This is a genomic window from Ornithinibacillus californiensis, assembly GCF_001038485.1.
Lineage (GTDB): Bacteria > Bacillota > Bacilli > Bacillales > Amphibacillaceae > Ornithinibacillus > Ornithinibacillus californiensis.
On sequence record NZ_LDUE01000055.1, the window covers coordinates 1 to 24,980 of the forward strand.

The following is a 24,980-nucleotide window of genomic DNA, read 5'->3' on the forward strand; positions in this document are numbered from 1 at the left end:
ATAAATAATTCTAAAAGATTAAAGGACGCCTTTGGCGTTTCGAAAGGCAATTCGCTAGAATTGGCACGCGCACTGGCATCCTGTATCTATGATATCGAAAATAATCTAATTGTGAAAGCATTAATTACAAAATGTACGGATAGTGAGCGTCACTTAGCTAAAGAATTACTGGAATCCTTCAAGGAGAACCTTACGGATAATGATCTATTTCTGTTTGATAGAGGATATCCATCCATCGATTTCTTCGACTATCTTGTAGACATTAATGTAAAGTTTATTATCAGAACTCCCATCAATAATTATAAAGCTTTCATTGATCCATCTATTCCAGATCAACTAGTTGAAATTAAGAAGCAGGGTAAGATAGTACGATTACGTGCTATTCGAATTAAACTATCTTCTGGACAAGAAGAATTACTCCTAACGAATATTGTAGATAAGAGGTTCAAACTAGAAGATTTCAAAGTACTCTATTTCAAAAGATGGGGAATTGAAAGCAAGTTTGATGAATTAAAAAACAAACTGAAGCTTCAGAAGTTTACAGGTGATACTCCACTATCAGTGGAGCAGGATTATTATGCCACTATGTTTCTATCGAATATGGCGTCATTTATGGCACATGAAGTTGATGAAATTATTTTGAAGGAACAAGAAGGAAAGAATCTAGAGTATCTATACAAATCAAATACCAACATAATAATTGGTAAATTAAAATCAAACCTTATTCATTTGATATTAGAAGATAATCCGAGAAAACGAAATAAAATTTACAAACAGTTGCTCGAAGAAGCAAAAAGGAGTAGAATCCCAATACGACCAGGACGAAGTTACAAACGACGTACTAGAAACTTGAGCGCTAATAGAAATGGATTAGTACAGAAGGCTGCGTTATAACCCGCTCTAAATAGAATAGGATGCCTACCAGGGGATGAAAAAATAGATATTTCCATCTCCCGGGCATCCTATTGCCTTTTTTATGTTGTATCAAAATTCACTTAAACTTTAATAGGATAAATGAGATTTGAAGAACTAATTAGTTTAACTGTGGTAAAAAATGTAAACTTAACTTAATGACATTGGGACAGACCCCTCGTGTACTACCTATGGTAAAAAAGAAAATTAGAACGTATAATATTAATATTTTATGTCGATTCCTTGACATTATTTTTCTAGACAGATAAAATTAATTTGTATAATTTTATATTTTTATTATACGATGATTAAATTATTCATTGAATATGGTACATGCCGACATTTTAAATGAATGAAAGCCGAAACAATTTTATAGCAAGAGGAGGTGAAAACGTGGAAGAATTAAATCTACTCATCTCCATTTTGCTTGCCGTATTTTTCCTTATAGTCGGTATTGTTGTTGGTTATCTGATTCGTAAATCTATTGCAGAAGCTAAAATTTCTAGTGCAGAAAATCTAGCGAAGCAAATAGTTGAAGAAGCACATCGAAATGCAGATGCCGCCAAAAAAGAGGCGCTTCTTGAGGCGAAGGATGAAAATCATAAACTTCGCCAGCAGACAGAGCAAGAATTACGTGAACGTCGTTCTGAAGTACAAAAGCAAGAAAATCGCCTGATGCAAAGAGAAGAAAATCTGGATAGAAAAAGTGAAACATTGGATAAGCGAGAACTTAGCCTTGAAAAACGTGAACAATCGCTTACAGAAAAACAACAACAAATTGAAGAAATGGAAAGCAAAGTGGAAGCAATGCTACAAGAGCAGCAAACGGAGCTTGAACGCATTTCTGGATATACTACTGATCAGGCAAGAAGTATTATTTTAGAGCGGTTAGAAAAGGAATTAGCACATGAATCAGCAATTATGATAAAAGAATCTGAAAATCGTTCGAAAGAAGAGGCAGATAAGAAAGCAAAAACAATCTTGTCTCTAGCTTTACAACGCTGTGCTGCAGACCACGTTGCTGAAACTACCGTATCTGTTGTAAATCTTCCAAATGATGAAATGAAAGGTCGTATTATTGGTCGTGAAGGTCGAAACATTCGTACATTAGAAACGTTAACAGGAATCGATTTAATCATTGACGATACACCAGAAGCTGTAATTTTATCTGGTTTTGACCCAATTCGTAGAGAAACTGCTCGTATAGCTTTAGAAAAACTAGTACAGGATGGCAGAATTCACCCCGCAAGAATTGAAGAAATGGTGGATAAAGCTAGACGTGAGGTTGATGAATTTATACGAGAAGTTGGTGAAGAAACAACATTTGAAGTTGGTGTACATGGTCTACATCCTGATTTAATTAAAATATTAGGTCGCCTAAAATATCGTACAAGCTATGGTCAAAATGTATTGAAACATTCAACAGAAGTTGCGTACTTATCAGGATTACTTGCTGCTGAATTAGGTGAAGATGTAAGATTAGCAAGAAGAGCTGGATTGCTTCATGATATTGGTAAGGCCATTGATCATGAGGTTGAAGGAAGCCACGTTGAAATTGGTAAGGAGCTAGCTATCAAGTACAAAGAACACGAAGTAGTGATTAATGCGATTGCTTCTCATCATGGCGATGAAGAACCTACATCGATCATTTCAGTACTAGTTGCAGCAGCAGATGCTTTATCAGCTGCACGCCCTGGAGCTAGAAGTGAGACATTAGAGAATTATATCAAGCGATTAGAAAAGCTTGAAGAAATATCTGAGTCATTTGCAGGGGTTGAAAAATCATTTGCAATTCAAGCAGGTAGGGAAATTCGTATCATGGTGAAACCAGATGAAATAGACGATATAGATTCTGCTCGCATCGCTCGAGATATTCGTAAACGTATTGAAGGTGAGCTTGATTACCCAGGTCATATTAAAGTGACTGTAATTCGTGAAACAAGAGCAGTAGAATATGCTAAATAGATAAAACTGCGTAAGTGGGGGAATACTACCCCCACTTTTTGTTTGTCCTCTTTTTGCGTTGATTTTTTATCCGTATTATTTTGACTTTATAATAAGGTTATGAAAAACTAAATATACATATAAAACGTTAGGATGATTGTACTTATGAAAATATTATTTATAGGGGACGTATTTGGTTCTCCCGGAAGAGATATGGTGCAAGATTATTTACCGAAATTAAAAGAAAAGTATAAGCCTCATGCGATCATCATAAATGGTGAGAATGCTGCATCTGGTAAAGGAATAACTGAGAAAATATATAAACAATTTATGGGGCTTGGAGCTCATGTTATAACCATGGGAAATCATACATGGGATAAGAAAGATATCTTTGAATTTATTGATGATGCGAAGAATTTAATTCGGCCAGCTAATTTCCCAACTGGTAATCCTGGGAAAGGATTAACCTTTATTAATATTAATGGAACTGAAATTGCAGTAATGAATTTACAAGGACGTACGTTTTTACCAGCAATAGATGACCCTTTTACAAAAGCAGACGAATTAATTGAACAAGCGAAGAAAAGAACTAATATTATCTTTCTTGACTTTCATGCAGAAGCAACTAGTGAGAAACAAGCTATGGGCTGGTACGTTAACGGTCGAGTCAGCGCTGTAGTTGGTACACATACACATACGCAAACTGCAGATAATCGCATTTTACCAGATGGTACAGCATATATTACTGATGTGGGCATGACTGGACCATACGATGGTATTTTGGGGGTAGAACGAGATGCAGTGTTGAAAAGATTCCTAACTAGCTTACCAGTACGATTTGAACCAGATACAGATGGACGAAATCAATTAAATGCTGTCTTGGTGTCAATCCATACAGAAACAGGGAAAGCGAAAAGTATTGAAAGAATTATCATTAATGATGACCACCCATTTTTTTCATAGACATTCTAGCAAAAAGGAAAATTGAATTTTTTGAATAGTTGATGCATAATAAGGTTATAAGCTAACGTCTAACAGAATATAGTGAGAGTAGAACTATAATAGGAAATGAAGGAGGTACTAGTAGTGGATATATTAAAAGTCTCAGCAAAATCTAACCCAAATTCAGTAGCGGGAGCACTTGCGAATGTATTACGCGAACGTGGCACAGCGGAAATTCAGGCTATCGGTGCTGGAGCATTAAACCAGGCCGTAAAAGCAGTTGCAATCGCTAGAGGATTTGTAGCCCCAAGTGGTGTCGATTTAATTTGTATTCCAGCTTTTACAGATATTATGATTGACAACGAAGAACGGACAGCTATTAAACTAATAGTTGAACCTAGATAAGAGACTTGATTACATAGTGTTACGCTATAGATGCGTAGCACTTTTTTGTTATTACAAAACCTATCTTATATTTATAAATTTATTGTGTCGTTTTTCCACATTTATTGTTTAATTTGCTTAAAGGCTTTATACTGTAGTAATGAGTAACTATACATATATATTTCCTTATTCGCTAGAAAGGAGAACGTCAAATGAATGAAAAACAACTACTTGAACAAGCACAAATAAATCCCGTTCAATCTACTGATAATATTTCAGAGCAAGAAAATGTTGAACGTATCAAAAAGATGTCTAGTGATGAAATGATTACAAAGTATTTTCAAACTAGTTATCAACCACCTGATTTAAAGAAAGCTAGAAAAAGACGTAGAGAAGAAGTTCAATTTCATTATGACTTTACTATTCCAGAAGATATGCAGGAAATCGGAAGAGGCAAGAAATTTCTTATCCGTACATATGGTTGCCAAATGAATGAACATGATACAGAAGTAATGGCAGGTATCTTAACTGAGATGGGATATGAATCTACTACAGAAACAAATGAAGCAGACCTTATTCTACTTAACACTTGTGCAATTCGTGAAAATGCAGAGAATAAAGTATTTGGTGAAATCGGTCATTTAAAACCTTTAAAGGTTGAGAAGCCTGATTTAATTCTAGGTGTCTGTGGATGTATGTCTCAAGAAGAATCTGTCGTTGATCGTATCATGAAGAAACATCAGCATATTGACTTAGTGTTTGGTACGCATAACATTCATCGTTTACCACATTTAGTAAAAGATGCCATGTTTGGAAAAGCTCAGGTAGTAGAGGTTTGGTCAAAAGAAGGTGACATTATTGAAAACCTTCCAAAGGTACGTAATGGTAAAATTAAAGCATGGGTAAATATTATGTACGGTTGTGATAAATTCTGTACATATTGTATCGTTCCGATGACCCGTGGTAAAGAAAGAAGCCGAAGACCAGAGGATATTATTCAAGAAGTTAGAGGGCTTGCCGCACAAGGTTACCAAGAGATAACACTACTTGGTCAAAATGTTAATGCTTATGGAAAAGACTTTGAAGATTTGGATTACCAATTTGGGGATCTGATGGATGATATTCATAAAATAGACATTCCTAGAGTGCGTTTTACAACCTCACATCCACGAGATTTTGATGATCATTTAATCGAAGTTCTGTCTAAAGGTGGTAACTTGCTTGATCATATTCATTTACCAGTTCAATCCGGTAGCAATGAGGTCTTGAAACGAATGAACCGCAAATATACTCGGGAAGACTATCTTGAATTAGTACGTAAAATTCGGGAGGCAATCCCTAATGCAACACTTACTACTGATATTATTGTCGGGTTCCCCAATGAAACAGAGGAACAATTTGAGGAAACGATGACACTTGTCGAGGAAGTAGGTTTTGAAGCTGCTTATACTTTCATTTACTCTCCACGTGAAGGTACACCTGCTGCTAAAAAGAAAGATGATGTTCCAGAGGAAGTTAAGAAACAGCGCCTATATCGCTTAAATGCACTTGTTAATAAACAATCTGCAGCTTCCATGAAATCATATGAAGGTAAAACAGTAAAAGTATTAGTTGAAGGCGAAAGTAAAAAAGACCCAAATGTGCTTGCTGGCTATACTGAAAAAAGTAAACTAGTAAACTTTGTAGGTCCTAAATCTGCAATTGGTAAAATTGTAGACGTCAAAATTACAGAAACAAAAACCTGGTCCTTAAATGGAGTCATGGTTGAAAATATGGTAGAGGTGAAATAAATGGCAGATTATACACGCACACAAATACTTGATGAAGCAAAAAAACTTGCAGAAATGCTTGCAAACACGGAAGAAATTGACCGTTTTAAGCAAGTTGAGGCAAAGATTAACGATAACCAAAAAGTTCAGAAGTTAATTCAAAAAATTAAAACCTTACAAAAGCAGGCTGTTAATTTCCAAGCCTACGAAAAAAAGGAAGCACTAAAGCGAATTGAAGAAGAAATTGATCGACTGCAAGCAGAGATAGATGAGATTCCTATCGTGCAAGAATTTAAAGAAACTCAAATCGTTGTAAACGACGTATTACAGCTTGTCTCCAAAACAATTGCACGAGAAGTAACGAATAAAGTAATTGAAGCTACAGGTGGAGACCCACTATCTGGCAAGACAGCTTCTGGTGAAAAAAATAGCGTCGGTTGTGATCATTAATGAAGAAACAAGCAAGAAAATTTCTTGCTTGTTTTTTAATACTTATATCCCTGTAATTACTGATATGAAACGGTTTTAGCCCATTTTTAAAAATTCTTATCATGCCTTTCTTGATTCATTATGCACTTTAGGTATTTGTCTTGCATAAAATGACTATGAAAAAAGAGGAGGTAAACGTTATTATGAGTTTTCTAGATAAAGACTATCGGGAAATTATTACAAAAGCGGTTATCGGTAAGGGTAAAAAATTCACGCAGGCTACTCATTCCGTTTCGCCATCACATAGACCGACAAGTATCCTTGGTTGCTGGGTAATCAATCATCTTTATAATGCGAAGAAAAAATCAGAAGATACTATTGAAGTTAATGGAAGCTATGACATTAACATATGGTATTCCTATAACGATAATACAAAAACAGAGGTAGTAACAGAGCGAGTAACTTACTGTGACTATATTCCACTAGGAGTTCTAGATGAAAATTGCATTAATGATGATTACGATGTAATTTGTAAAGTATTACAGCAACCAAATTGCCTAGAATGCAGAATTGCGAATCAAGGAAATAAAGTACTTGTTGATATTGAAAGAGAATTTTTAGTGCAAGTAGTTGGCGAAACAAAAGTATTTGTTAAAGTTAAACCTAAAGGGTATAAGCATCACGACGATGACGAAAGCTGGGATTATGCTGTAACAGAAGATGAGTTGAGCGATTTAAACCCAGATTTTTTAGAGAGTAGCTCAAGTAGCAGAAGTAAAGATTAATAAGACTTACGAGGTATGCTCCTCGTAAGTTTTTTTTGCCCTTTTATTTCGATTTTAACAACTCTCAAATTTTATCTTTCGCCGGGGATCATATCTAATTGAGTTAACGAGCAGTTAATTAAGATTACCGTCTTAGCCTAATAGCAACCACATTATATTTTATGCTATAATAATAGAATAATATGTAGGTTTTTGGAGGATTTTGTAATGGCGAAATTAACACCAATGATGGAACAATATTTAAGAATTAAAGCAGACTATCAAGATGCATTTTTATTCTTTAGATTAGGCGACTTCTACGAGATGTTTTTTGATGATGCAATAAAAGCTTCTAGAGAACTGGAAATTACGCTTACAAAGCGTGATGGTGGGAAAGAAGAACCCATTCCAATGTGTGGTATCCCTTACCACGCAGCAGAAGGTTATATTAAAAACCTTGTAGAAAAGGGATATAAAGTAGCCATTTGTGAACAGGTGGAAGATCCAAAAACTGCCAAAGGAGTAGTCAAACGAGAAGTTGTACAATTGATTACGCCAGGAACGGTAATGGAAAGTACGATGTTAAACGAACGGAACAACAACTATATAGCAAGTTTATCACACTTCAATGACTCTTCGTTTGTCGTTGTATATTGTGATCTTTCTACTGGTGAGAGTAGAATTGCACATTTTTCTTCAGATTTCGACAGGGTAATTCATGAGTTTTATAATCAACCAATTAAAGAAATTGTTGTTTCTTCTAATTTACCTGAAGAGTTGAAAAAACAATTAACTGATAAATTGCAAGTTACATTATCCTATCAGGATGAAGTAACATTTAACGGAGAATATCGCAATATCTGTGAAAATCTCAATGATGAACGTTTAATTAAAGCATTTAGTCGCTTATTAAATTATATACAATATACACAAAAACGATCTCTAGACCATTTGCAGCAAGCAGAAATCATAGAGCTTGATCATTTTCTTTCACTAGACATGTACTCTAAACGTAATTTAGAACTTACTGAAACAATCTTAAAAAAAGGGAGACATGGTAGTCTTTTATGGGTACTTGATAAAACAGTTACAGCCATGGGCTCTAGAATGTTAAAGAAATGGATAGAGCGACCGTTACTAGATAAAATTCAAATCACCAATCGCCTTGATGCGGTGCAAGGATTTTATCAGGCATTTATGGAAAGAGAAGAACTACGTGAAAGTCTCAAATCAGTTTATGATTTAGAACGATTAGCAGGTAGAATTGCATTTGGAAATGTTAATGCAAGGGATCTCATTCAACTAAAAAAATCACTGAAACGACTGCCTGGGATGAAAGAGTTGTTAGCTTCCATTGATAATAACCAAATCAATCATTTAGCAAATCTATTAGAGTACCCAGAAGACCTGGTTGAATTATTAGAAAATAGTATTATGGAGGAGCCTCCTATTTCAATCAAAGAGGGATCAATAATAAAGGATGGCTACCATGAACAATTGGACAAGTATCGTTATGCATCCAGAAATGGTAAAAAGTGGATTGCTGAACTTGAGCAGAAAGAGAAAAAAGAGACAAATATTAAATCGTTAAAGATTGGATATAATCGTGTGTTTGGCTATTATATTGAGGTGACAAAGGCGAATTTACATCTGTTGCCAGAAGGTAAATACGAACGGAAGCAAACTCTTACGAATGCTGAACGTTTTATTACACCTGATTTAAAAGAAAAAGAGCAACTAATTCTAGAAGCTGAAGAGAAAAGTGTCGAATTAGAATATACGCTATTTACGGAAATACGAGAAAAAATAAAGATACAGATACCAAGATTACAATCTTTGGCTGAGGTTATAAGTAAGATTGATGTTCTACAAGCCTTTGCAACAGTCAGTGAAGCAAATAATTACAATCGTCCAACCTTTACAGATGAGAAGTTACAGGTAAAAAATGGGCGGCATCCAGTAATTGAACAAGTAATGGACGATGGTACCTTTGTACCGAACGATATTGTACTTGATGATGAAAAAAGTATTCTACTTATCACTGGTCCAAACATGTCTGGTAAAAGTACTTACATGAGACAGCTTGCATTAATTGCAATCATGGGGCAAATCGGATGTTTTGTGCCTTGCGATGAAGCGCAATTAATTATATTTGATCAGATTTTTACTCGAATTGGTGCAGCTGATGACCTTGTATCGGGTCAAAGTACATTTATGGTTGAAATGCTTGAAGCCAATCATGCCATAGCACATGCAACCGAGCGAAGCTTAATTCTATTAGATGAAATTGGACGTGGGACTAGCACTTATGATGGGATGGCACTTGCACAAGCAATTGTAGAATACATCCATGATCATATTCATGCTAAAACATTGTTTTCCACACACTACCATGAGTTAACCGCATTAGACGAGAGTCTATCGAAATTAAGAAACATTCATGTGCGAGCGGAGGAATATGAGGGAAATGTTGTATTTCTTCACCAAATCAAGGAAGGGGCTGCTGACAAAAGCTATGGTATTCATGTAGCACAGCTTGCAAACTTACCGGATAAGCTTATTGAACGGGCAAGTATTATTCTTAAACAGTTAGAAAGTGACGATGCTTCTGTTATTCAATCTCCACCAGTGGAATCGAATCAATTGTCTTTCTTTGAAGAAGCGGTAAAGGAAGAAAATAAACTTACTTCTGTCCCAAATGAGAAAGAGTTAAGCATATTAAATGCCTTAGATAATATTGATTTATTTGATATGACTCCTTTAGAAGCGATGAATGAACTGCATCGTTTACAAAAGATAGTGAGGAAAAAAGTGATTACCAAATAGTAGTACGAATGGAAAGGGTTCTTTCTAATGAAAATTTTTCAAATGCCAGATTCATTAGCAAATAAAATTGCAGCAGGAGAGGTCGTCGAAAGGCCAGCTTCTGTTGTAAAAGAGTTAGTGGAAAATAGTATAGATGCAGGAAGTACTTGGATAAAAATAGATGTAATGGAAGCTGGTTTAGAAGAAATTAAAATAACGGATGATGGGGAAGGTATGGCTGAGGAAGATGTGGAAAGAGCTTTCCTTCGCCATGCAACCAGTAAAATTCGAAGCGAATCAGACCTCTTTCATGTAAATACCTTAGGCTTTCGTGGTGAAGCATTAGCTAGTATTGCATCGGTTAGTCGATTAACGATTAAAACGTCTCAAGGGGAGGCGGCAGGAACCTTTTTATCTTTGGAAGGTGGCATCGTTAAGGAAAGGGGTAAGGCGGATGCTAGAAAAGGTACGGAAATTACCATATCTGATTTATTTTACAATACGCCTGCCCGTTTAAAGTATATGAAAACAATTCATACGGAGTTGGGGCATATAACTGACCTGCTAAATAGACTGGCTTTGTCTCATCCAGAAATCCGTTTTGAAGCTACACATAAAGGAAAAACGTTATTTAAAACGCCTGGAACAGGAGATATGTTGCAAGTAATTGCACAAATATATGGAATGGGCGTTGCCAGAAAGATGCTTCCGATTGAACAGGAAACATTAGACTTCAAAATTAGTGGATATATTGCCAAACCTGAAATCACAAGAGCATCTAGATCCTATATTTCTATTATATTAAACGGGAGATATATCAAGAGTATCCCATTGACACAGGCGATTATTAGAGGATACCATACGTTACTTCCAATAGGACGTTCGCCTATTGTCGTGATACAAATTGAGATGGATCCTATTTTAGTCGATGTGAATGTTCATCCTACTAAATTAGAAGCTAGATTTAGTAAAGATAAAGAACTTTTTATATTAGTAGAACAATTAATTCAAAATACTTTTAGGCAGACTAGATTAATCCCTGAAATTGAGCAAAAGCAAAAACCTGTTGAAAGGCCTAAGACATCTTTTCAGCCTACGTTAGATTTTGACAGAGGTGCTTTTGTAGCAAAAGAAACAATGAGTTTCTCTACGAAACAGCAGAATGTGAAAAACTATGATTCTGATACAAAAGTGGATAATTCTGGAAGTAGGGAGATTGTTCAAACTGAAGATAACAATAACGATGAGATAGCAGTAGATTTATTTGAACAGCTAGATGTGCAACCAATATCAACTGGAATAGTAGATAGCCTCGCTACAGAACAACGAGTGCCGACAATGTATCCTATTGGTCAATTACACGGCACATATATCCTAGCCCAAAACGAGAATGGCTTTTATATGATTGATCAGCATGCCGCACAAGAGCGCATTAAATATGAGTTTTTCAAGAAAAAATTAGGACAAACTTCCAATGAAGTACAAGAATTATTAATCCCTATGACGTTTGAGTTTTCGAGACAGGAATCCATATTTATTGAGCATTATAAAGACGAGTTAGTACAAGTCGGTCTGTTATTTGAAAACTTCGGAAATCAATCTTATATCATTCGTTCCTACCCAAATTGGTTTCCTAAAGGATTTGAAGAGGAAATCATACGAGAAATGATTGAACAAATTATGCAGGATGAGCGAATTAATGTTGAATCAATCCGAGAAGAGGCAGCTATTTTAATGTCGTGTAAACGTTCAATAAAAGCAAATCATTATTTAAATAATGATGACATGTTTCGACTATTAGAGGACTTGAGAAAAACTACTGACCCATTTACTTGCCCTCATGGTAGACCAATCATTGTACATTTTACAACTTATGAATTGGAAAAAATGTTCAAAAGGGTTATGTAATAGGTATATTTCCACTGCACTCCGTGAATCATAATAAAGAGGTGGAGTGCAGATGGAAAATCAAAAACTAATTAATTTTTTAAACCAACTATTATCCAATCAATTTGTAATGTATGTTAAATTACACCGCTATCATTGGTTTGTACAAGGTAGTCATTTTTTTCAACTACATGAGTTATTTGAGGAGATGTACCTTAAATTTGCGGAAGACCTTGATATTGTAGCTGAGAGAATATTAATGATTGACGGAAAACCTTTAGCAACAATGTCTAAGTATTTGAAAGAAACAACATTAGTTGAAGCAAATGCAGACGATGAAGAGGACGAAATAATTGATCAATTACATAACGATTTTAAAAAACTAATTGCAGAAATTAAAGATATTGGATTTAAGCTTGCTGAAGAAAGAAATGACGAGCCTACAAAAGACGTACTAGTTTCGCTTCTAGGAAGCTATGAAAAATATGTTTGGATGTTATCTGCATACCGCGCATATAAATAATAGAATTACACTTTAGGGGAAGATGAATGAAACAGAAGGTTATCGCTATAGTAGGTCCAACTGCTGTAGGTAAAACAAAGCTAAGTATAGAAATTGCCAAAAGATTTAACGGGGAAATTATTAGTGGAGATTCGATGCAAGTTTATTCGGGAATGGATATTGGTACAGCAAAGATTAAACAAGAGGATACGCAAGGAATACCTCACCATATGATTGATATTAAAGAACCTGATGAAAGTTTTTCTGTTGCAGATTTCCAATACTATGTACAAAAATATTTTGATGAAATATCAGCACGGAACCACATCCCTATTATTGTTGGGGGAAGTGGTCTTTACATACAAGCTGTACTCAATGATTATCACTTTGCTGATGAAAAGAGAGATGATGCTATAACTAAAAAGCTCGAACTTGAATTGGAACAGTATGGGATAGAACCTTTGTACCGTAGACTAAAAGAGGTTGATCCTACACAAGCCAATAAAATACACCCGAATAACTTTAGGCGGGTTATTCGAGCTTTAGAAGTTTATGAAAAAACAAGTTTAACCATGACAGAATATCATATGCAACAAAAAACCGAAAGCCCTTATGAAAGTTTGTTAATAGGCTTAGAAATGGAACGATCACTATTGTATGATCGTATAAACCGGCGTATTGATATTATGATTCAAGAGGGTTTGTTAGAAGAGGTCAAATTGCTAATTAAGAAAGGCTATGAAAATAGTCAATCCATGAAAGCGATAGGATATAAGGAATTAGTACCCTATTTTGCTGGTGAGTCTTCCTTAGAAGAATCCATAGAATTACTAAAACGTAATTCAAGAAGATATGCAAAGAGGCAATATACTTGGTTTAAAAATAAAATGAATGTTAATTGGTATAATTTGACACCTTTAACAATTAGTGAAAAATTTGATGAGATTTTAGTTGATTTAGCAGGATTTATTGAAGTTAAGTAGAAATATATAATATAGACAGAAAAGAGGAGGAAACTTAGGTGGCGCAATCTGTGAATATCCAAGACCAATATTTAAATCTTTTAAGAAAAGAGCATATTTCTGTTACAGTCTTTTTAACCAATGGTTTTCAGTTAAGAGGTATTGTAAAAGCTTTTGATAATTTTACAGTTTTGTTGGAATCAGAAGGAAAACAGCAGTTAATTTTCAAGCATGCGATTTCTACTTTTGCACCTGCTAAAAATGTGAATTTAGATAAAGAGTAATAATTAAATTGATGATTTCAAATAAGGGTAGTGCACAGGGGTCTGTCCTCCTAAAAACAAACGTTGTTCACTCTCGTTCGTTTTTAGGGGGACAGACCCCTCTTCCTCTCTATATGTAGAGGAAGTATTTATATTCATATGGGCATTTGTCACAACTTTATCCTTAGAAACGTATAATGAAATGACTAAGGAGTGATAAAGTTGGCTACGCAAAAGATCCATCATAAAAATGGGAAAATTAATATTGTATTAAAAGATAATAAAGCATCTAAAATAGAAGACAATACTAGTGAAGATTTTATCGGTAAAGACCCTTTCGCTCACATCGATCAAGAGCTGGCCACATTTGTTGGTCTTGATGATTTAAAAAGAAAAATAAAAGAAATCTATGCAACTATTGTTATAAATGAGAAACGGGCACAAATGGGCCTTTCGAATACGAAACAGGTGTTGCATATGCTTTTCAAGGGAAATCCGGGTACAGGAAAAACCACAGTTGCTAGAAAATTAGCTAAAATATATTTTGACATGAACCTTTTATCAAAAGGGCATTTTATTGAAGCGGAAAGAGCGGACCTCGTAGGAGAATATATTGGTCAAACTGCACAAAAGACACGTGCTCTAATACAAAAAGCAATGGGTGGGATACTTTTTATTGATGAAGCTTATTCTTTAGCACGTGGAGGAGAACGAGATTTTGGTAAGGAAGCTATTGATACACTGGTGAAACACATGGAAGATAGTGGGGATGACTTTGTGTTAATATTAGCTGGATACCCTTATGAAATGGAGCGATTTTTAACCCTTAACCCCGGGTTGAAATCAAGATTTCCATTTATTTTAGACTTTCCAGATTATGATATAGATCAACTAATGGATATTACAAGACAAATGGCATCTGAAAGAGAATATCAGTTATCAAAAGATGCGGAGTGGAAATTAAGAAACTTCTTGTATAAGCAAAAGAATAATCCCAATTCAAATTTTTCTAATGCGCGCTTTATTCGCAATGTTATTGAACACGCCATACGAATGCAGGCTGTACGATTGCTTTATAAAGACAATATATTACCAGATGAGTTAATATTATTAACAGGTAATGATTTAAGGTTAGAAGATATTGAGGCTATCTGGTGATTTATCTTCTTTCAATTTAGAAATATCCATTGCAATACCTGAAGGAGAGAATATACGCAATGTCTGAAGAAAGAGTAATTGTAATAGCGGTCAAAAAACCCAAACAATTAGATGACTATTTCACTTCATCTCTAGAAGAACTCATCTCTCTAGTAAATACAGCCGGAGGAAAAGTGGTTGAAGTTATAACTCAAAATAGAGAACGAATTCATTCCGCTTTTTATATTGGTGAAGGTAAGATGGCTGAGATCAAAGAAAGAGTTGAAGAACTTGATGCAGATTTAGTCATATCTAATGATGAATTATCGGCTGGTCAATCTCGAAATTTAAGTGATTTCTTTGGAGTGAGAGTAATTGATAGAAGTCAATTAATCCTTGATATCTTTGCTGGCAGAGCAAAGACAAAAGAAGGTAAGCTTCAAGTTGAATTAGCGCAGCTTCAATATTTATTGCCAAGGCTAAGGGGACAGGGCATTCAGTTGTCACGCCTAGGTGCAGGTATTGGTACGCGTGGACCAGGGGAAACAAAACTAGAAACTGATCAACGTCACATAAGAAGACGAATTGATGATATTAAGAGAAGACTAAAGCAGGTAGTAAAGCAACGTGATATTTATAGAAAACGAAGAAAACAAAATGAAGTTTTCCAAATTGCCATCGTTGGTTATACCAATGCTGGGAAATCCACCTTGTTTAATAGGTTAACCAATAGCGAGTCGCTAGAAGAGGATAAATTATTCGCAACATTAGATCCACTAACAAGAAAATTTCAATTACCATCAGGCTTAGGAGTTTTATTAACTGACACAGTTGGTTTTATTCAACAACTTCCAACTACATTGATAGCAGCTTTTCGGTCTACATTAGAAGAAGTAAGTGAGGCCGACTTTATCCTTCATGTAGTGGACAGTTCTCATCCTGATTATGAACAACATCAGGATACAGTATTAAAATTGTTAGATGAATTAGATAGTAGTTCAATACCGATGCTAACCGTCTATAATAAGAAGGACTTAATATTAGCCGATTTTATCCCGAACAATCGCCCTTATATTATTATTAGTGCACTTGAAAGCGACGATTTAACTCGACTAATCCATAAAATTGAAGAGGTATTAAAATTAGAATGGAAGTCCTATGAAATTAAGGTCAAAGCTGAGAATGGAAATTTACTAAATCGTTTGGAGCATGAGACAATTCTTGTGGAAAAACATTTTGATGAACAGACGGAATCCTATGTAATTAATGGATTTATTCGTCCTGATCATCCACTTTTAGGTATTATAAAGGAGAACAGTCAGTAACATGTTAGAAAAAGTCATAGAACAAGCAGAACAAGATATTATAGAAATTCACCAACAGATTAATCAAACCGTAGAAATAAATCAAAAAAGAGTATTAGATGCATTCAAAAAGAATAGAGTTAGTGATAGCCACTTTAATTCAACAAGTGGCTATGGTTATGATGATTTTGGACGAGATACCCTTGAATCTGTATATGCGGATGTATTTGGAGGAGAATCTGCAATCGTACGTCCACAATTAGTTTCAGGAACCCATGCTATTACTACAGTACTGTATGGATTACTAAGACCAGATGATGAATTAATTTACATAACAGGAAAACCTTATGACACCCTTGAAGAGGTAATTGGTACAAGAGGGGAGAATACAGGTTCTTTAAAGGAATTTCATATTACCTATAAGGAAGTTTCTTTAACAGTGGATGGGAAAATTGATTTCACATCTATAAAAGAAAAAATCACTCACCGCACAAAAGTGATAGCGATTCAGCGTTCGAAAGGATACGCCGATCGTCCTTCTTTTACAGTGGACGAGATTTCTGAAATGGTCGAGTATGTTAAAAGTATCCGAAAAGATTTAGTCGTATTTGTAGATAATTGTTATGGAGAATTTGTAGAAAAGAAGGAACCCTTACATGTTGGAGCGGACATAATAGCAGGATCTCTTATAAAAAACCCTGGTGGAGGGATAGTACGTGCCGGTGGTTATATAGTAGGTAGAGAAGATTTAGTAACTTTATGTGCATATCGTTTAACAGCCCCTGGTTTAGGGAAAGAACTAGGTGCAACCTTCCACTTACTGCAGGAGATGTACCAAGGATTTTTCCTAGCTCCTCACGTTGTTGGAGAAGCTTTAAAGGGCGCTGTCTTTACATCTAGATTGTTAGAATTGTTAGGATTCATGACCAAACCTCATTACCAAGCTAAAAGAACAGACCTTATTCAGTCAGTTACCTTCCAGACTTCTGAGCAAATGGTCGCTTTCTGCCAAGAAATTCAAAAAAATTCACCAGTCAATTCATTTGTAACTCCGTACCCAAGTGAAATGCCTGGCTATGAGGATGAAGTAATTATGGCTGCAGGAACATTTATACAAGGTGCGAGTATTGAACTTTCAGCAGATGGTCCAATCCGGGAGCCTTTCACGGCTTTTGTTCAAGGTGGATTAACCTATTCCCATGTAAAAATTGCGATCATTGAAGCAGTAAAAGTCTTACTTCGTGAACAATAGAAGAGTCTAAATGACTCTTTTTTATTTTTTTGTAAGGATACCTAACATTGTGTTGACAGAATACCTAACATCACATATAATGTTTTATAGAAAGAGAGGAGGTCATGTTAATGAATGATAAAGATCGCCGTTCGATGCCTTTGTTTGGAATTGGTATAGTGATGAAGCTTACTGAATTAACAGCTAGGCAAATTCGCTATTATGAAGAACAAGGACTAGTCAATCCAGAGAGAACTTCTGGTAATCAACGGTTATTCTCATTCAACGACGTTGATCGTCTTTTAGAAATTAAGAATTACTTGGATAATGGCTTGAACATTGCCGGAATTAAATTATTACTAGATGAAAGCGTTGAAAGAGAAACTCGGAAGCCTGCAGTGGAAAAGAAACAAACAGAGCTTACTGATAAAGCAATTCGTGAGAGACTACGAAGAGAGATTAATGAAGCTGGCAGATTCGGGAAAACAAGCCTACGCCAAGGAGAACTGTCGAGGTTTTTTGTAAACCGATAATTTAAAAAGTCAAAATTTAGGAGGAGATTTATGGGTTATACAAGAGAAGAAATTGAGAAGAAAATTAAAGAGGAAAATGTAAGGTTTATTCGTTTACAATTCACAGATTTGCTAGGAACAATTAAAAATGTTGAGATTCCATTAAGCCAATTAGATAAAGCTCTAGATAACAAAATGATGTTTGATGGATCTTCTATTGAAGGATTCGTACGAATTGAGGAATCTGATATGTATCTCTATCCTGATTTAGATACATTTGTTGTATTCCCATGGACTTCCGAAAAAGGAAAGGTTGCTCGTTTTATTTGTGATATTTACAACCCAGATGGTACACCATTTGAAGGATGTCCACGATATAACCTAAAACGTAATTTAGAGAAAATGGAAGAACTTGGTTTTGATGCATTCAACATTGGTACTGAGCCAGAATTTTTCTTGTTTAAACTAGATGAAAAGGGAGACCCTTCCTTAGAATTAAATGATCATGGTGGTTATTTTGACCTTGCACCAACAGATCTTGGTGAGAATTGTCGCCGTGACATTGTATTAGAACTTGAAGAAATGGGATTTGAAATTGAAGCATCCCACCATGAGGTAGCTCCTGGTCAGCATGAGATTGACTTCAAATACTCAGACGCCGTAAAACACGCTGATGATATACAGACGTTCAAACTTGTTGTAAAAACAATTGCAAGAAAACATAATTTACACGCAACATTCATGCCAAAACCTTTGTTCGGTGTAAATGGATCTGGAATGCATGTAAATATGTCTTTATTTAAAAATGGAGAGAATGCTTTTTTTGATCCTAGTGGTGATTTACAACTTAGCAAGACGGCATTTCAATTTATAGCAGGTATTATGAAACACTCTACAGACTTTACAGCGGTAACCAATCCAACCGTGAACTCTTATAAGCGTTTAGTACCTGGGTATGAAGCCCCGAGTTATGTAGCATGGTCTGCATCTAATAGAAGTCCATTACTTCGTATTCCAAACTCACGTGGTCTAAGTACACGAGTAGAGGTGCGTAGTGTTGACCCTGCAGCGAATCCATATATGGCTTTATCTGTTCTTTTAGCAGCTGGCCTTGACGGAGTGAAGAATAATTTGACTCCACCACCTGCTGTGGATCGCAATATATATGTAATGACTAAAGAAGAGCGTGAAGAAAATCAAATCCTAGATTTACCAGCTACACTAATGGACGCTTTATCATTGTTGACAAAAAATGAAGTTATTGTAGAATCCCTAGGCGATCATCTATTTGAACATTTTATTGAAGCAAAAGAGATTGAATGGGATATGTTCCGTACGACGGTCCATCCTTGGGAGAGAGAACAATATTTATCGATGTACTAAAAAACAAAGCCGATTATAAGGGGTAATCCTTTCTAATCGGCTTTTTAATATTTAAATACTATCGAATGTGGCGATATAAACCTACTACTTTTCCAAGTATTGATACATTTTGGTAAATTAAAGGCTCCATTGTTGCATTTTCTGGTTGTAAACGAATGTAATCTTTCTCTTTAAAGAAACGTTTTACCGTTGCCTCATCATCCTCAGTCATTGCTACAACAATATCGCCGTTTTGGGCAGTGTTTTGCTGCTTAACAATTACCATGTCACCATCTAATATTCCCGCTTCAATCATACTTTCCCCATCGATGACAAGAACAAATAGATTTTCTTCAGGACCTGCAGTTGAACTAGGAATAGGTACAAATTCTTCTATATTCTCTACAGCGGTTATCGGAATACCTGCAGTTACTTTCCCAATCACTGGAGCATAACGTGCTTCATCTTTTGGAATATTATTTTCTTCATCTAAATCTAGTATTTCGATAGCTCTAGGTTTAGTAGGATCACGACGGATAAATCCTTTGCTTTCCAATCTAGAGAGGTGGCCGTGTACAGTAGAGCTTGAAGCAAGCCCTACTGCTTCAGCAATCTCTCTAACAGATGGCGGATAACCTTTTAGTTTGACTTGTTCTTTTATGTATTCGAGTATTGCTTGTTGTCTTTTTGATAATTTTGTCATCTATTAAACACCTCGCTCATATTATTTATTAATGCTAGTTTACCATCGTTCTTAACAAAAAGCAAACATTCGTTCGAAAAAAACAGTTGACAAGAGCGTATGTTCTGTTATAATAAATTTATCGAACAAAGGTTCTCGTTAAGTGAACAAGAAAGGGTGATGAAGAAATGTTTAGTAAAGTAAATAAGACAGACCTATTTTATATAGTTGCTTTTGCTTTAACCCTAGGTTTCTTATACCTTTCATTAATTAGTGCATAATAGGAGATAAAAATTTGAAAGCTATCATATACTGCCGCGTAAGTACAGATAAAAAGGTTCAAGAAACATCACTATCTAGACAGAAAGAAGAGTTATATCAACTAGCAACGCGTTATCAGTTTAGTGTCGTAACCTGTATAGAAGAACAAGCAAGTGGTTATGAAGTGGAGCGTGATGGTATATTCCATATGCTAGAGTTAATTGAAAAAGGGCAAGCTGAGGCGGTTCTAATTCAAGACGAAACTAGGCTAGGACGGGGAAATACAAAGATAGCCTTGTTCCATCAACTATCAAAATTAAATATCCCCATCTACACTGCAATAAACGATGGTGAGCTAGAACTATCAGAATCTGATTCAATGGTGCTCCAAATTGTTGGAATTGTAGAAGAGTATCAACGGAAAATCCACAACGCTAAAATCAAGCGTGGTATAAAAAAAGCAATTGCTAATGGCTATGATCCAACACAAAACCTATCTAATCAAAACCTATCACCTGGTAGGGAAAGAAAAGATGTACCGATAAAAGAAATTGTTAGATTGAGGGAAAATGGACTTACTTTTAGTGAGATTGCTACAACCTTGAATGGACTCGGTTATCATATTTCAAAAGCAACTATACATAGAAGATATCAGGAGTCTAAATTAATTGATTCAGATAAATAGAAAAGGTAATATTAAAAAGCAAGGGCATATTATGTTCTTGCTTTTTGAATGTAAAAATTGAAATATGATATAGATTCCCTATGGAGGTATTACTAATGATTTCAAAGTCGAAATTAGATCGCATTAATGAACTAGCTAAAAAGGCAAAAACGAATCAGGGGCTAACTGATGAGGAGAAGAAAGAACAAAAACAATTACGAGAAGAATATTTGGGTAATGTTCGTAATTCGTTCAAAAATCAATTAAAAACGATGACTGTGATTGACCCTGCTGGAAACGATGTTACTCCGAAAAAGCTACGAGATATGCAAGATAGAAATAGCAAGCACTAAACATACTATTAGAATAAATTAGGAATACTATTACTTGTTAAGCTACCAATTTAATTATAAGATAAACATGGTATATTAAAGATGCAAGATGAAAGGAGTATAAATTATGTCGAACAATGTTGAACAAATGTCTATTAATACGATTCGTACGCTATCGATTGATGCTATTGAAAAAGCAAATTCGGGTCACCCAGGACTTCCAATGGGTGCTGCACCAATGGCATATACACTATGGACTGATTTCATGAATCATAATCCGAAGAATTCCAAATGGTTTAACCGTGACCGCTTCGTTTTATCAGCGGGACATGGATCAATGCTTTTATATAGTTTACTACACCTATCCGGTTATGACGTAACAATGGAAGATGTTAAAGAATTTCGTCAATGGGGCTCCAGAACTCCAGGACACCCTGAAGTACATCATACAGATGGGGTAGAGGCAACAACAGGTCCACTTGGTCAGGGGATTGCCATGTCTGTTGGAATGGCTATGGCAGAAGCCCATCTAGCGGCAAAATACAATAAAGATGAATTTAACTTAATCGATCATTATACATATACATTAGTTGGTGATGGTGACTTAATGGAAGGAGTCTCACATGAAGCTGCTTCACTAGCTGGCCATTTACGGTTAGGGAAGTTAATCGTACTTTATGATTCTAATGATATCTCCTTAGATGGTGAATTAAATCGCTCATTCTCTGATAACACAGAAGAGCGTTTTAAAGCATACGGCTGGCAAGTAATTCGGGTTGAAGACGGAAATGACTTAACAGAGCTTCGTTCAGCAATTAAAGCTGCCAAAGAAAACACGGAACATCCAACACTTATTGAAATAAAAACAGTTATTGGTTATGGTTCCCCGAATAAATCTGCTTCGTCCGATTCACATGGAGCACCTCTTGGTAAAGATGAAGTTGTCTTAACAAAGGAATTTTACCAATGGGGACATGACGATTTTCATGTTCCAGAGGAAGTTTATGCTGATTTCAAAGAAAAGATTGCCGTTAAGGGTGGCAACACAGAAGAAGAGTGGAATAATGTATTTGCAGCATATAAAGAAAAATTCCCTAATGAAGCGAAGGAATTAGAAGCGGCAATTAATGGCGAACTACCAGAAGGTTGGACCAATAATTTACCACAGTATGAAGTAGGGAAATCTCTAGCAACTAGAGCTTCCTCTGGAGAGGTTTTAAACGCTATTTCACAAGCGATTCCTTATTTCCTTGGGGGTAGTGCTGACTTAGCAGGTTCAAATAAAACTACCATCAAAGGCGAAGAGGACATGACCCGTAATAATTATGGTGGAAGAAATATCTGGTTTGGTGTGCGTGAGTTTGCAATGGGTGCAGCTTTAAATGGTATGGCCTTACACGGTGGAGTAAGAGTGTATGGTGGTACATTCTTTGTATTTAGCGATTATGTACGTCCAGCAATCCGTTTATCTGCAATCATGAATGCACCAGTCACATATGTATTTACACATGATTCTATTGCAGTTGGTGAAGATGGGCCGACACACGAGCCAGTTGAACACTTATCTTCATTCAGAAGTGTTCCTAATCTTTCAGTTATTCGTCCGGCTGATGGTAACGAGACACAAGCAGCATGGAGATTAGCAGTGGAATCGAGGGATCAACCTACTTTACTTGTGTTAACAAGACAAAACCTACCAACACTGGAAGGTACTAAAGAAAGTGCTTATGAAGGTGTTAAACGAGGTGGATATATACTGAGTGATTCTACAAAAGAAACACCGGATGCTATCCTAATCGCTACTGGTTCTGAAGTGCAACTCGCTATTGAAGCGCAAAAAACACTTCGTGAAAAGAATATAGACGTGCGAGTTGTTAGTCTAGCATCATGGGATCGATTTGATGCTCAAGATGAGACTTATAAGGAAAAAGTACTTCCAAGATCTGTTAAGAATCGCCTTGCAATTGAAATGGGATCACCTTTAGGTTGGGAGCGCTATGTAGGTCTAGACGGAAAAATTATGGGCATAAATACATTTGGTGCATCAGCAAATGGTGAAAAGTTAATCGAAGAGTATGGATTTACAGTAGAAAATGTAATCAACCATGTTAAGTCTCTAATGAAATAATCGTATAGGATAGTCCAATTCAAAAAGAATTGGACTATTTTTTGTCTAGATTTGCCCTTTCGACAAAACTAGTGGTAATTTGTACCATGGAATGACATTTTATTTTAATAGAATACGTATAATAGAGAAAAAGGGGAGGGGAACTAAATTGAAAGAATATAGAGTATATTGGATTAAAGAAGAATTTGCAAAGCATTACTACTATAAAAGTGATATTCTGTATCGTTTTTTACAAGAATACCATGTAAAGCAACAAAGAGATGACTTACGGATGCAATTTAATTTTATTACTGAAAGTTTCCCTAAGGATCCATTAATTTCTCAGTTAATTAGACAACCCAGAAATACCTATCGTAAAGATAACAGTAGTGAAAGTCTTACAATTGGAAATAAGCAAGAATTAATTACTTTACATATTGAAGAAAAACATATAAAATTTCGTTGTGAAACATTACAGGATGCAGAAAGCTTATTATTTCCAACGTTGAGGCGGTTTCATCCATTTTTATTCATTGTTGACCAAAACAGTGATAATCATGGTTGGATTTCACCTGCGAAAATCACGACAGCGTATAATAATGAACAGGTATTGTATTCTTAGAACTGTTTTACTATACTGTATAAGAGACAACACGAAGGAGGAAAACGATAGATGGACGTAATTTGGGTAGTACTTATTGCTATAGCAGCTTTAATCGCTGGTGTTGCTCTTGGATTTTTTATCGCAAGAAAGTACATGATGAGTTATTTGAAAAAGAATCCACCAATTAATGAGCAAATGCTTCGCACTTTAATGATGCAAATGGGTCAAAAGCCTTCACAAAAGAAAATCAATCAAATGATGCGTGCAATGAATAACCAAATGGATAAATAGTATATAGGAATAATCGATTACTAACATACGTATACATTGCACAAGATAACCCCGCACTAATTTATAGTAGGGGTTTTTTCATGTAATATATTCGACTAATTGTCATATTCGAGATAAATTTGGTAGCCGACTTTCTGCTATACTTATTAATAGAAAAAGAATATCAGGAGGCTAATTATGTCTGAAATCAATATATTTCTTGCATTTGGTGCAGGGTTCCTTTCATTTATTTCACCGTGTGTTTTACCATTATTCCCAGCATTTCTATCGTATATTACAGGAATGAGTGTTAGTGAAATAAGAGAAGAAAATAAAATGTTAAACCGAAAAAGCATATTACATACTGTATCCTTCTTGATTGGGTTCTCGAGTATATTTATTATGATTGGCTTTACTACTACGGCTATATCTGACTTTCTTCTTACATATCAAGATATTATTAGACAAGTAGGGGCTTTACTAATAATATTCTTTGGTTTAGTTATTGTAGGTATCTTTAATTTTCAGTTTTTAATGAAGGACAAAAAAATACATTTTAAAAATAGACCATCAGGTTATTTTGGTTCAGTGCTGATAGGAATGGCGTTTTCGATGGGATGGACTCCTTGTACGGGGCCAATTTTAGCAGTAGTTCTATCACTTGCAGCAACAGATCCTGGTTCTGGAATGATTATGATGATTGGATATGTATTAGGTTTTTCTATACCGTTCTTGTTATTATCATTCTTTGTTGGTAAGCTAAACTGGATTAAACGTAATAGCCAAAGATTAGTTAAAATAGGTGGTTATTTTATGATATTTATGGGGATAGCTTTATTCTTCGATTGGATGACAAAGCTAACGGCCTTCCTAGCTGGCTGGATAGGTTTCTATGGATTTTAATTCAAATCTATATTATTATTGTACCTATAGATTATACATAAGGAAGTG

The 24,980-nt window shown here is 35.4% G+C and carries 24 protein-coding genes; 23 read left to right on the top strand and 1 reads right to left on the bottom strand.

All coding sequences use genetic code 11. The features are described from left to right. The 17 genes from TE34_RS12700 to glnA all read left to right on the top strand — a co-directional run. Nucleotides 1–894: transposase (locus tag TE34_RS12700; protein WP_047983132.1), on the top strand; the 894-nt coding region annotated here is incomplete at its 5' end. Nucleotides 895–1,260: 366 nt separating this feature from the next. Continuing rightward, nucleotides 1,261–2,877 (top strand): ribonuclease Y, encoded by a 1,617-nt coding sequence (gene rny, locus TE34_RS12705; RefSeq protein ID WP_047985195.1) that lies wholly within the window; start codon nucleotides 1,261–1,263, stop codon nucleotides 2,875–2,877. A 144-nt stretch (nucleotides 2,878–3,021) separates the two neighbouring features. After that, nucleotides 3,022–3,819 carry a TIGR00282 family metallophosphoesterase gene (locus tag TE34_RS12710; RefSeq protein ID WP_047985196.1) on the top strand — a complete coding sequence of 266 codons (798 nt, stop codon included), beginning with the start codon at nucleotides 3,022–3,024 and terminating at the stop codon, nucleotides 3,817–3,819. 123 nt (nucleotides 3,820–3,942) lie between these two features. Continuing rightward, entirely contained in the window at nucleotides 3,943–4,203 is a 261-nt protein-coding gene (locus TE34_RS12715) for a stage V sporulation protein S (RefSeq protein ID WP_026906194.1), read from the top strand. A 191-nt stretch (nucleotides 4,204–4,394) separates the two neighbouring features. After that, entirely contained in the window at nucleotides 4,395–5,972 is a 1,578-nt protein-coding gene (gene miaB, locus TE34_RS12720; protein WP_047985197.1) for a tRNA (N6-isopentenyl adenosine(37)-C2)-methylthiotransferase MiaB, read from the top strand. Further along, complete coding sequence (locus TE34_RS12725; RefSeq protein ID WP_047985198.1) at nucleotides 5,973–6,401, top strand: RicAFT regulatory complex protein RicA family protein; 429 nt, start codon at nucleotides 5,973–5,975, stop codon at nucleotides 6,399–6,401. It begins immediately after the preceding gene. Nucleotides 6,402–6,583: 182 nt separating this feature from the next. Further along, nucleotides 6,584–7,165, top strand: coding sequence for an outer spore coat protein CotE (gene cotE, locus TE34_RS12730; RefSeq protein WP_047985199.1), 582 nt, complete (start codon nucleotides 6,584–6,586; stop codon nucleotides 7,163–7,165). Nucleotides 7,166–7,372: 207 nt separating this feature from the next. Further along, complete coding sequence (mutS, locus tag TE34_RS12735) at nucleotides 7,373–9,970, top strand: DNA mismatch repair protein MutS (RefSeq protein WP_047985200.1); 2,598 nt, start codon at nucleotides 7,373–7,375, stop codon at nucleotides 9,968–9,970. Nucleotides 9,971–9,997: 27 nt separating this feature from the next. Beyond that, a complete protein-coding gene (gene mutL, locus TE34_RS12740) occupies nucleotides 9,998–11,857 on the top strand; it encodes a DNA mismatch repair endonuclease MutL (protein ID WP_047985201.1) in 1,860 nt (619 codons plus the stop codon). Nucleotides 11,858–11,909: 52 nt separating this feature from the next. Then, on the top strand, nucleotides 11,910–12,359 hold the full coding sequence (locus tag TE34_RS12745; protein WP_047985202.1) for a Dps family protein: 450 nt from the start codon (nucleotides 11,910–11,912) through the stop codon (nucleotides 12,357–12,359). Between the two features lie 26 nt (nucleotides 12,360–12,385). Then, complete coding sequence (gene miaA / locus TE34_RS12750) at nucleotides 12,386–13,321, top strand: tRNA (adenosine(37)-N6)-dimethylallyltransferase MiaA (RefSeq protein WP_047985203.1); 936 nt, start codon at nucleotides 12,386–12,388, stop codon at nucleotides 13,319–13,321. A gap of 38 nt (nucleotides 13,322–13,359) precedes the next feature. Then, the gene (gene hfq / locus TE34_RS12755) at nucleotides 13,360–13,584 is read left to right on the top strand and encodes an RNA chaperone Hfq (protein WP_047981192.1); all 225 of its coding nucleotides are present in this window, start codon (nucleotides 13,360–13,362) and stop codon (nucleotides 13,582–13,584) included. A gap of 201 nt (nucleotides 13,585–13,785) precedes the next feature. Continuing rightward, nucleotides 13,786–14,721 (top strand): stage V sporulation protein K, encoded by a 936-nt coding sequence (gene spoVK, locus TE34_RS12760; protein ID WP_047985204.1) that lies wholly within the window; start codon nucleotides 13,786–13,788, stop codon nucleotides 14,719–14,721. Between the two features lie 59 nt (nucleotides 14,722–14,780). After that, entirely contained in the window at nucleotides 14,781–16,025 is a 1,245-nt protein-coding gene (hflX, locus tag TE34_RS12765; protein ID WP_047985205.1) for a GTPase HflX, read from the top strand. Between the two features lies 1 nt (nucleotide 16,026). Next, nucleotides 16,027–17,256, top strand: coding sequence for a methionine gamma-lyase family protein (locus TE34_RS12770; RefSeq protein WP_047985206.1), 1,230 nt, complete (start codon nucleotides 16,027–16,029; stop codon nucleotides 17,254–17,256). Between the two features lie 110 nt (nucleotides 17,257–17,366). Next, a complete protein-coding gene (locus TE34_RS12775; RefSeq protein WP_047985207.1) occupies nucleotides 17,367–17,768 on the top strand; it encodes a MerR family transcriptional regulator in 402 nt (133 codons plus the stop codon). A 30-nt stretch (nucleotides 17,769–17,798) separates the two neighbouring features. Beyond that, nucleotides 17,799–19,130, top strand: a complete 1,332-nt coding sequence (gene glnA / locus TE34_RS12780) for a type I glutamate--ammonia ligase (RefSeq protein ID WP_047985208.1) — start codon at nucleotides 17,799–17,801, stop codon at nucleotides 19,128–19,130. Between the two features lie 58 nt (nucleotides 19,131–19,188). Here the strand turns inward: glnA and lexA are convergent, their stop codons facing one another. Further along, on the bottom strand, nucleotides 19,189–19,812 hold the full coding sequence (lexA, locus tag TE34_RS12785) for a transcriptional repressor LexA (protein ID WP_047985209.1): 624 nt from the start codon (nucleotides 19,810–19,812) through the stop codon (nucleotides 19,189–19,191). 274 nt (nucleotides 19,813–20,086) lie between these two features. Here lexA and TE34_RS12790 point away from each other — a divergent pair, with 274 nt between their 5' ends. The 6 genes from TE34_RS12790 to TE34_RS12815 all read left to right on the top strand — a co-directional run bounded on the left by TE34_RS12790 (nucleotide 20,087) and on the right by TE34_RS12815 (nucleotide 24,932). Next, the gene (locus TE34_RS12790; RefSeq protein WP_047985210.1) at nucleotides 20,087–20,737 is read left to right on the top strand and encodes a YneB family resolvase-like protein; all 651 of its coding nucleotides are present in this window, start codon (nucleotides 20,087–20,089) and stop codon (nucleotides 20,735–20,737) included. Between the two features lie 95 nt (nucleotides 20,738–20,832). Continuing rightward, nucleotides 20,833–21,069 carry a DUF896 domain-containing protein gene (locus TE34_RS12795; RefSeq protein ID WP_047985211.1) on the top strand — a complete coding sequence of 79 codons (237 nt, stop codon included), beginning with the start codon at nucleotides 20,833–20,835 and terminating at the stop codon, nucleotides 21,067–21,069. Between the two features lie 106 nt (nucleotides 21,070–21,175). Beyond that, entirely contained in the window at nucleotides 21,176–23,176 is a 2,001-nt protein-coding gene (tkt, locus tag TE34_RS12800; protein WP_047985212.1) for a transketolase, read from the top strand. Nucleotides 23,177–23,324: 148 nt separating this feature from the next. Beyond that, nucleotides 23,325–23,777: a sporulation inhibitor of replication protein SirA gene (gene sirA, locus TE34_RS12805; RefSeq protein ID WP_047985213.1), complete on the top strand. Its 453-nt coding sequence runs from the start codon at nucleotides 23,325–23,327 to the stop codon at nucleotides 23,775–23,777. Nucleotides 23,778–23,828: 51 nt separating this feature from the next. Then, a complete protein-coding gene (locus TE34_RS12810; RefSeq protein WP_026907542.1) occupies nucleotides 23,829–24,050 on the top strand; it encodes a YneF family protein in 222 nt (73 codons plus the stop codon). A gap of 177 nt (nucleotides 24,051–24,227) precedes the next feature. Then, complete coding sequence (locus TE34_RS12815) at nucleotides 24,228–24,932, top strand: cytochrome c biogenesis CcdA family protein (RefSeq protein ID WP_047985214.1); 705 nt, start codon at nucleotides 24,228–24,230, stop codon at nucleotides 24,930–24,932. The last annotated feature ends 48 nt before the right edge of the window (nucleotides 24,933–24,980 follow it).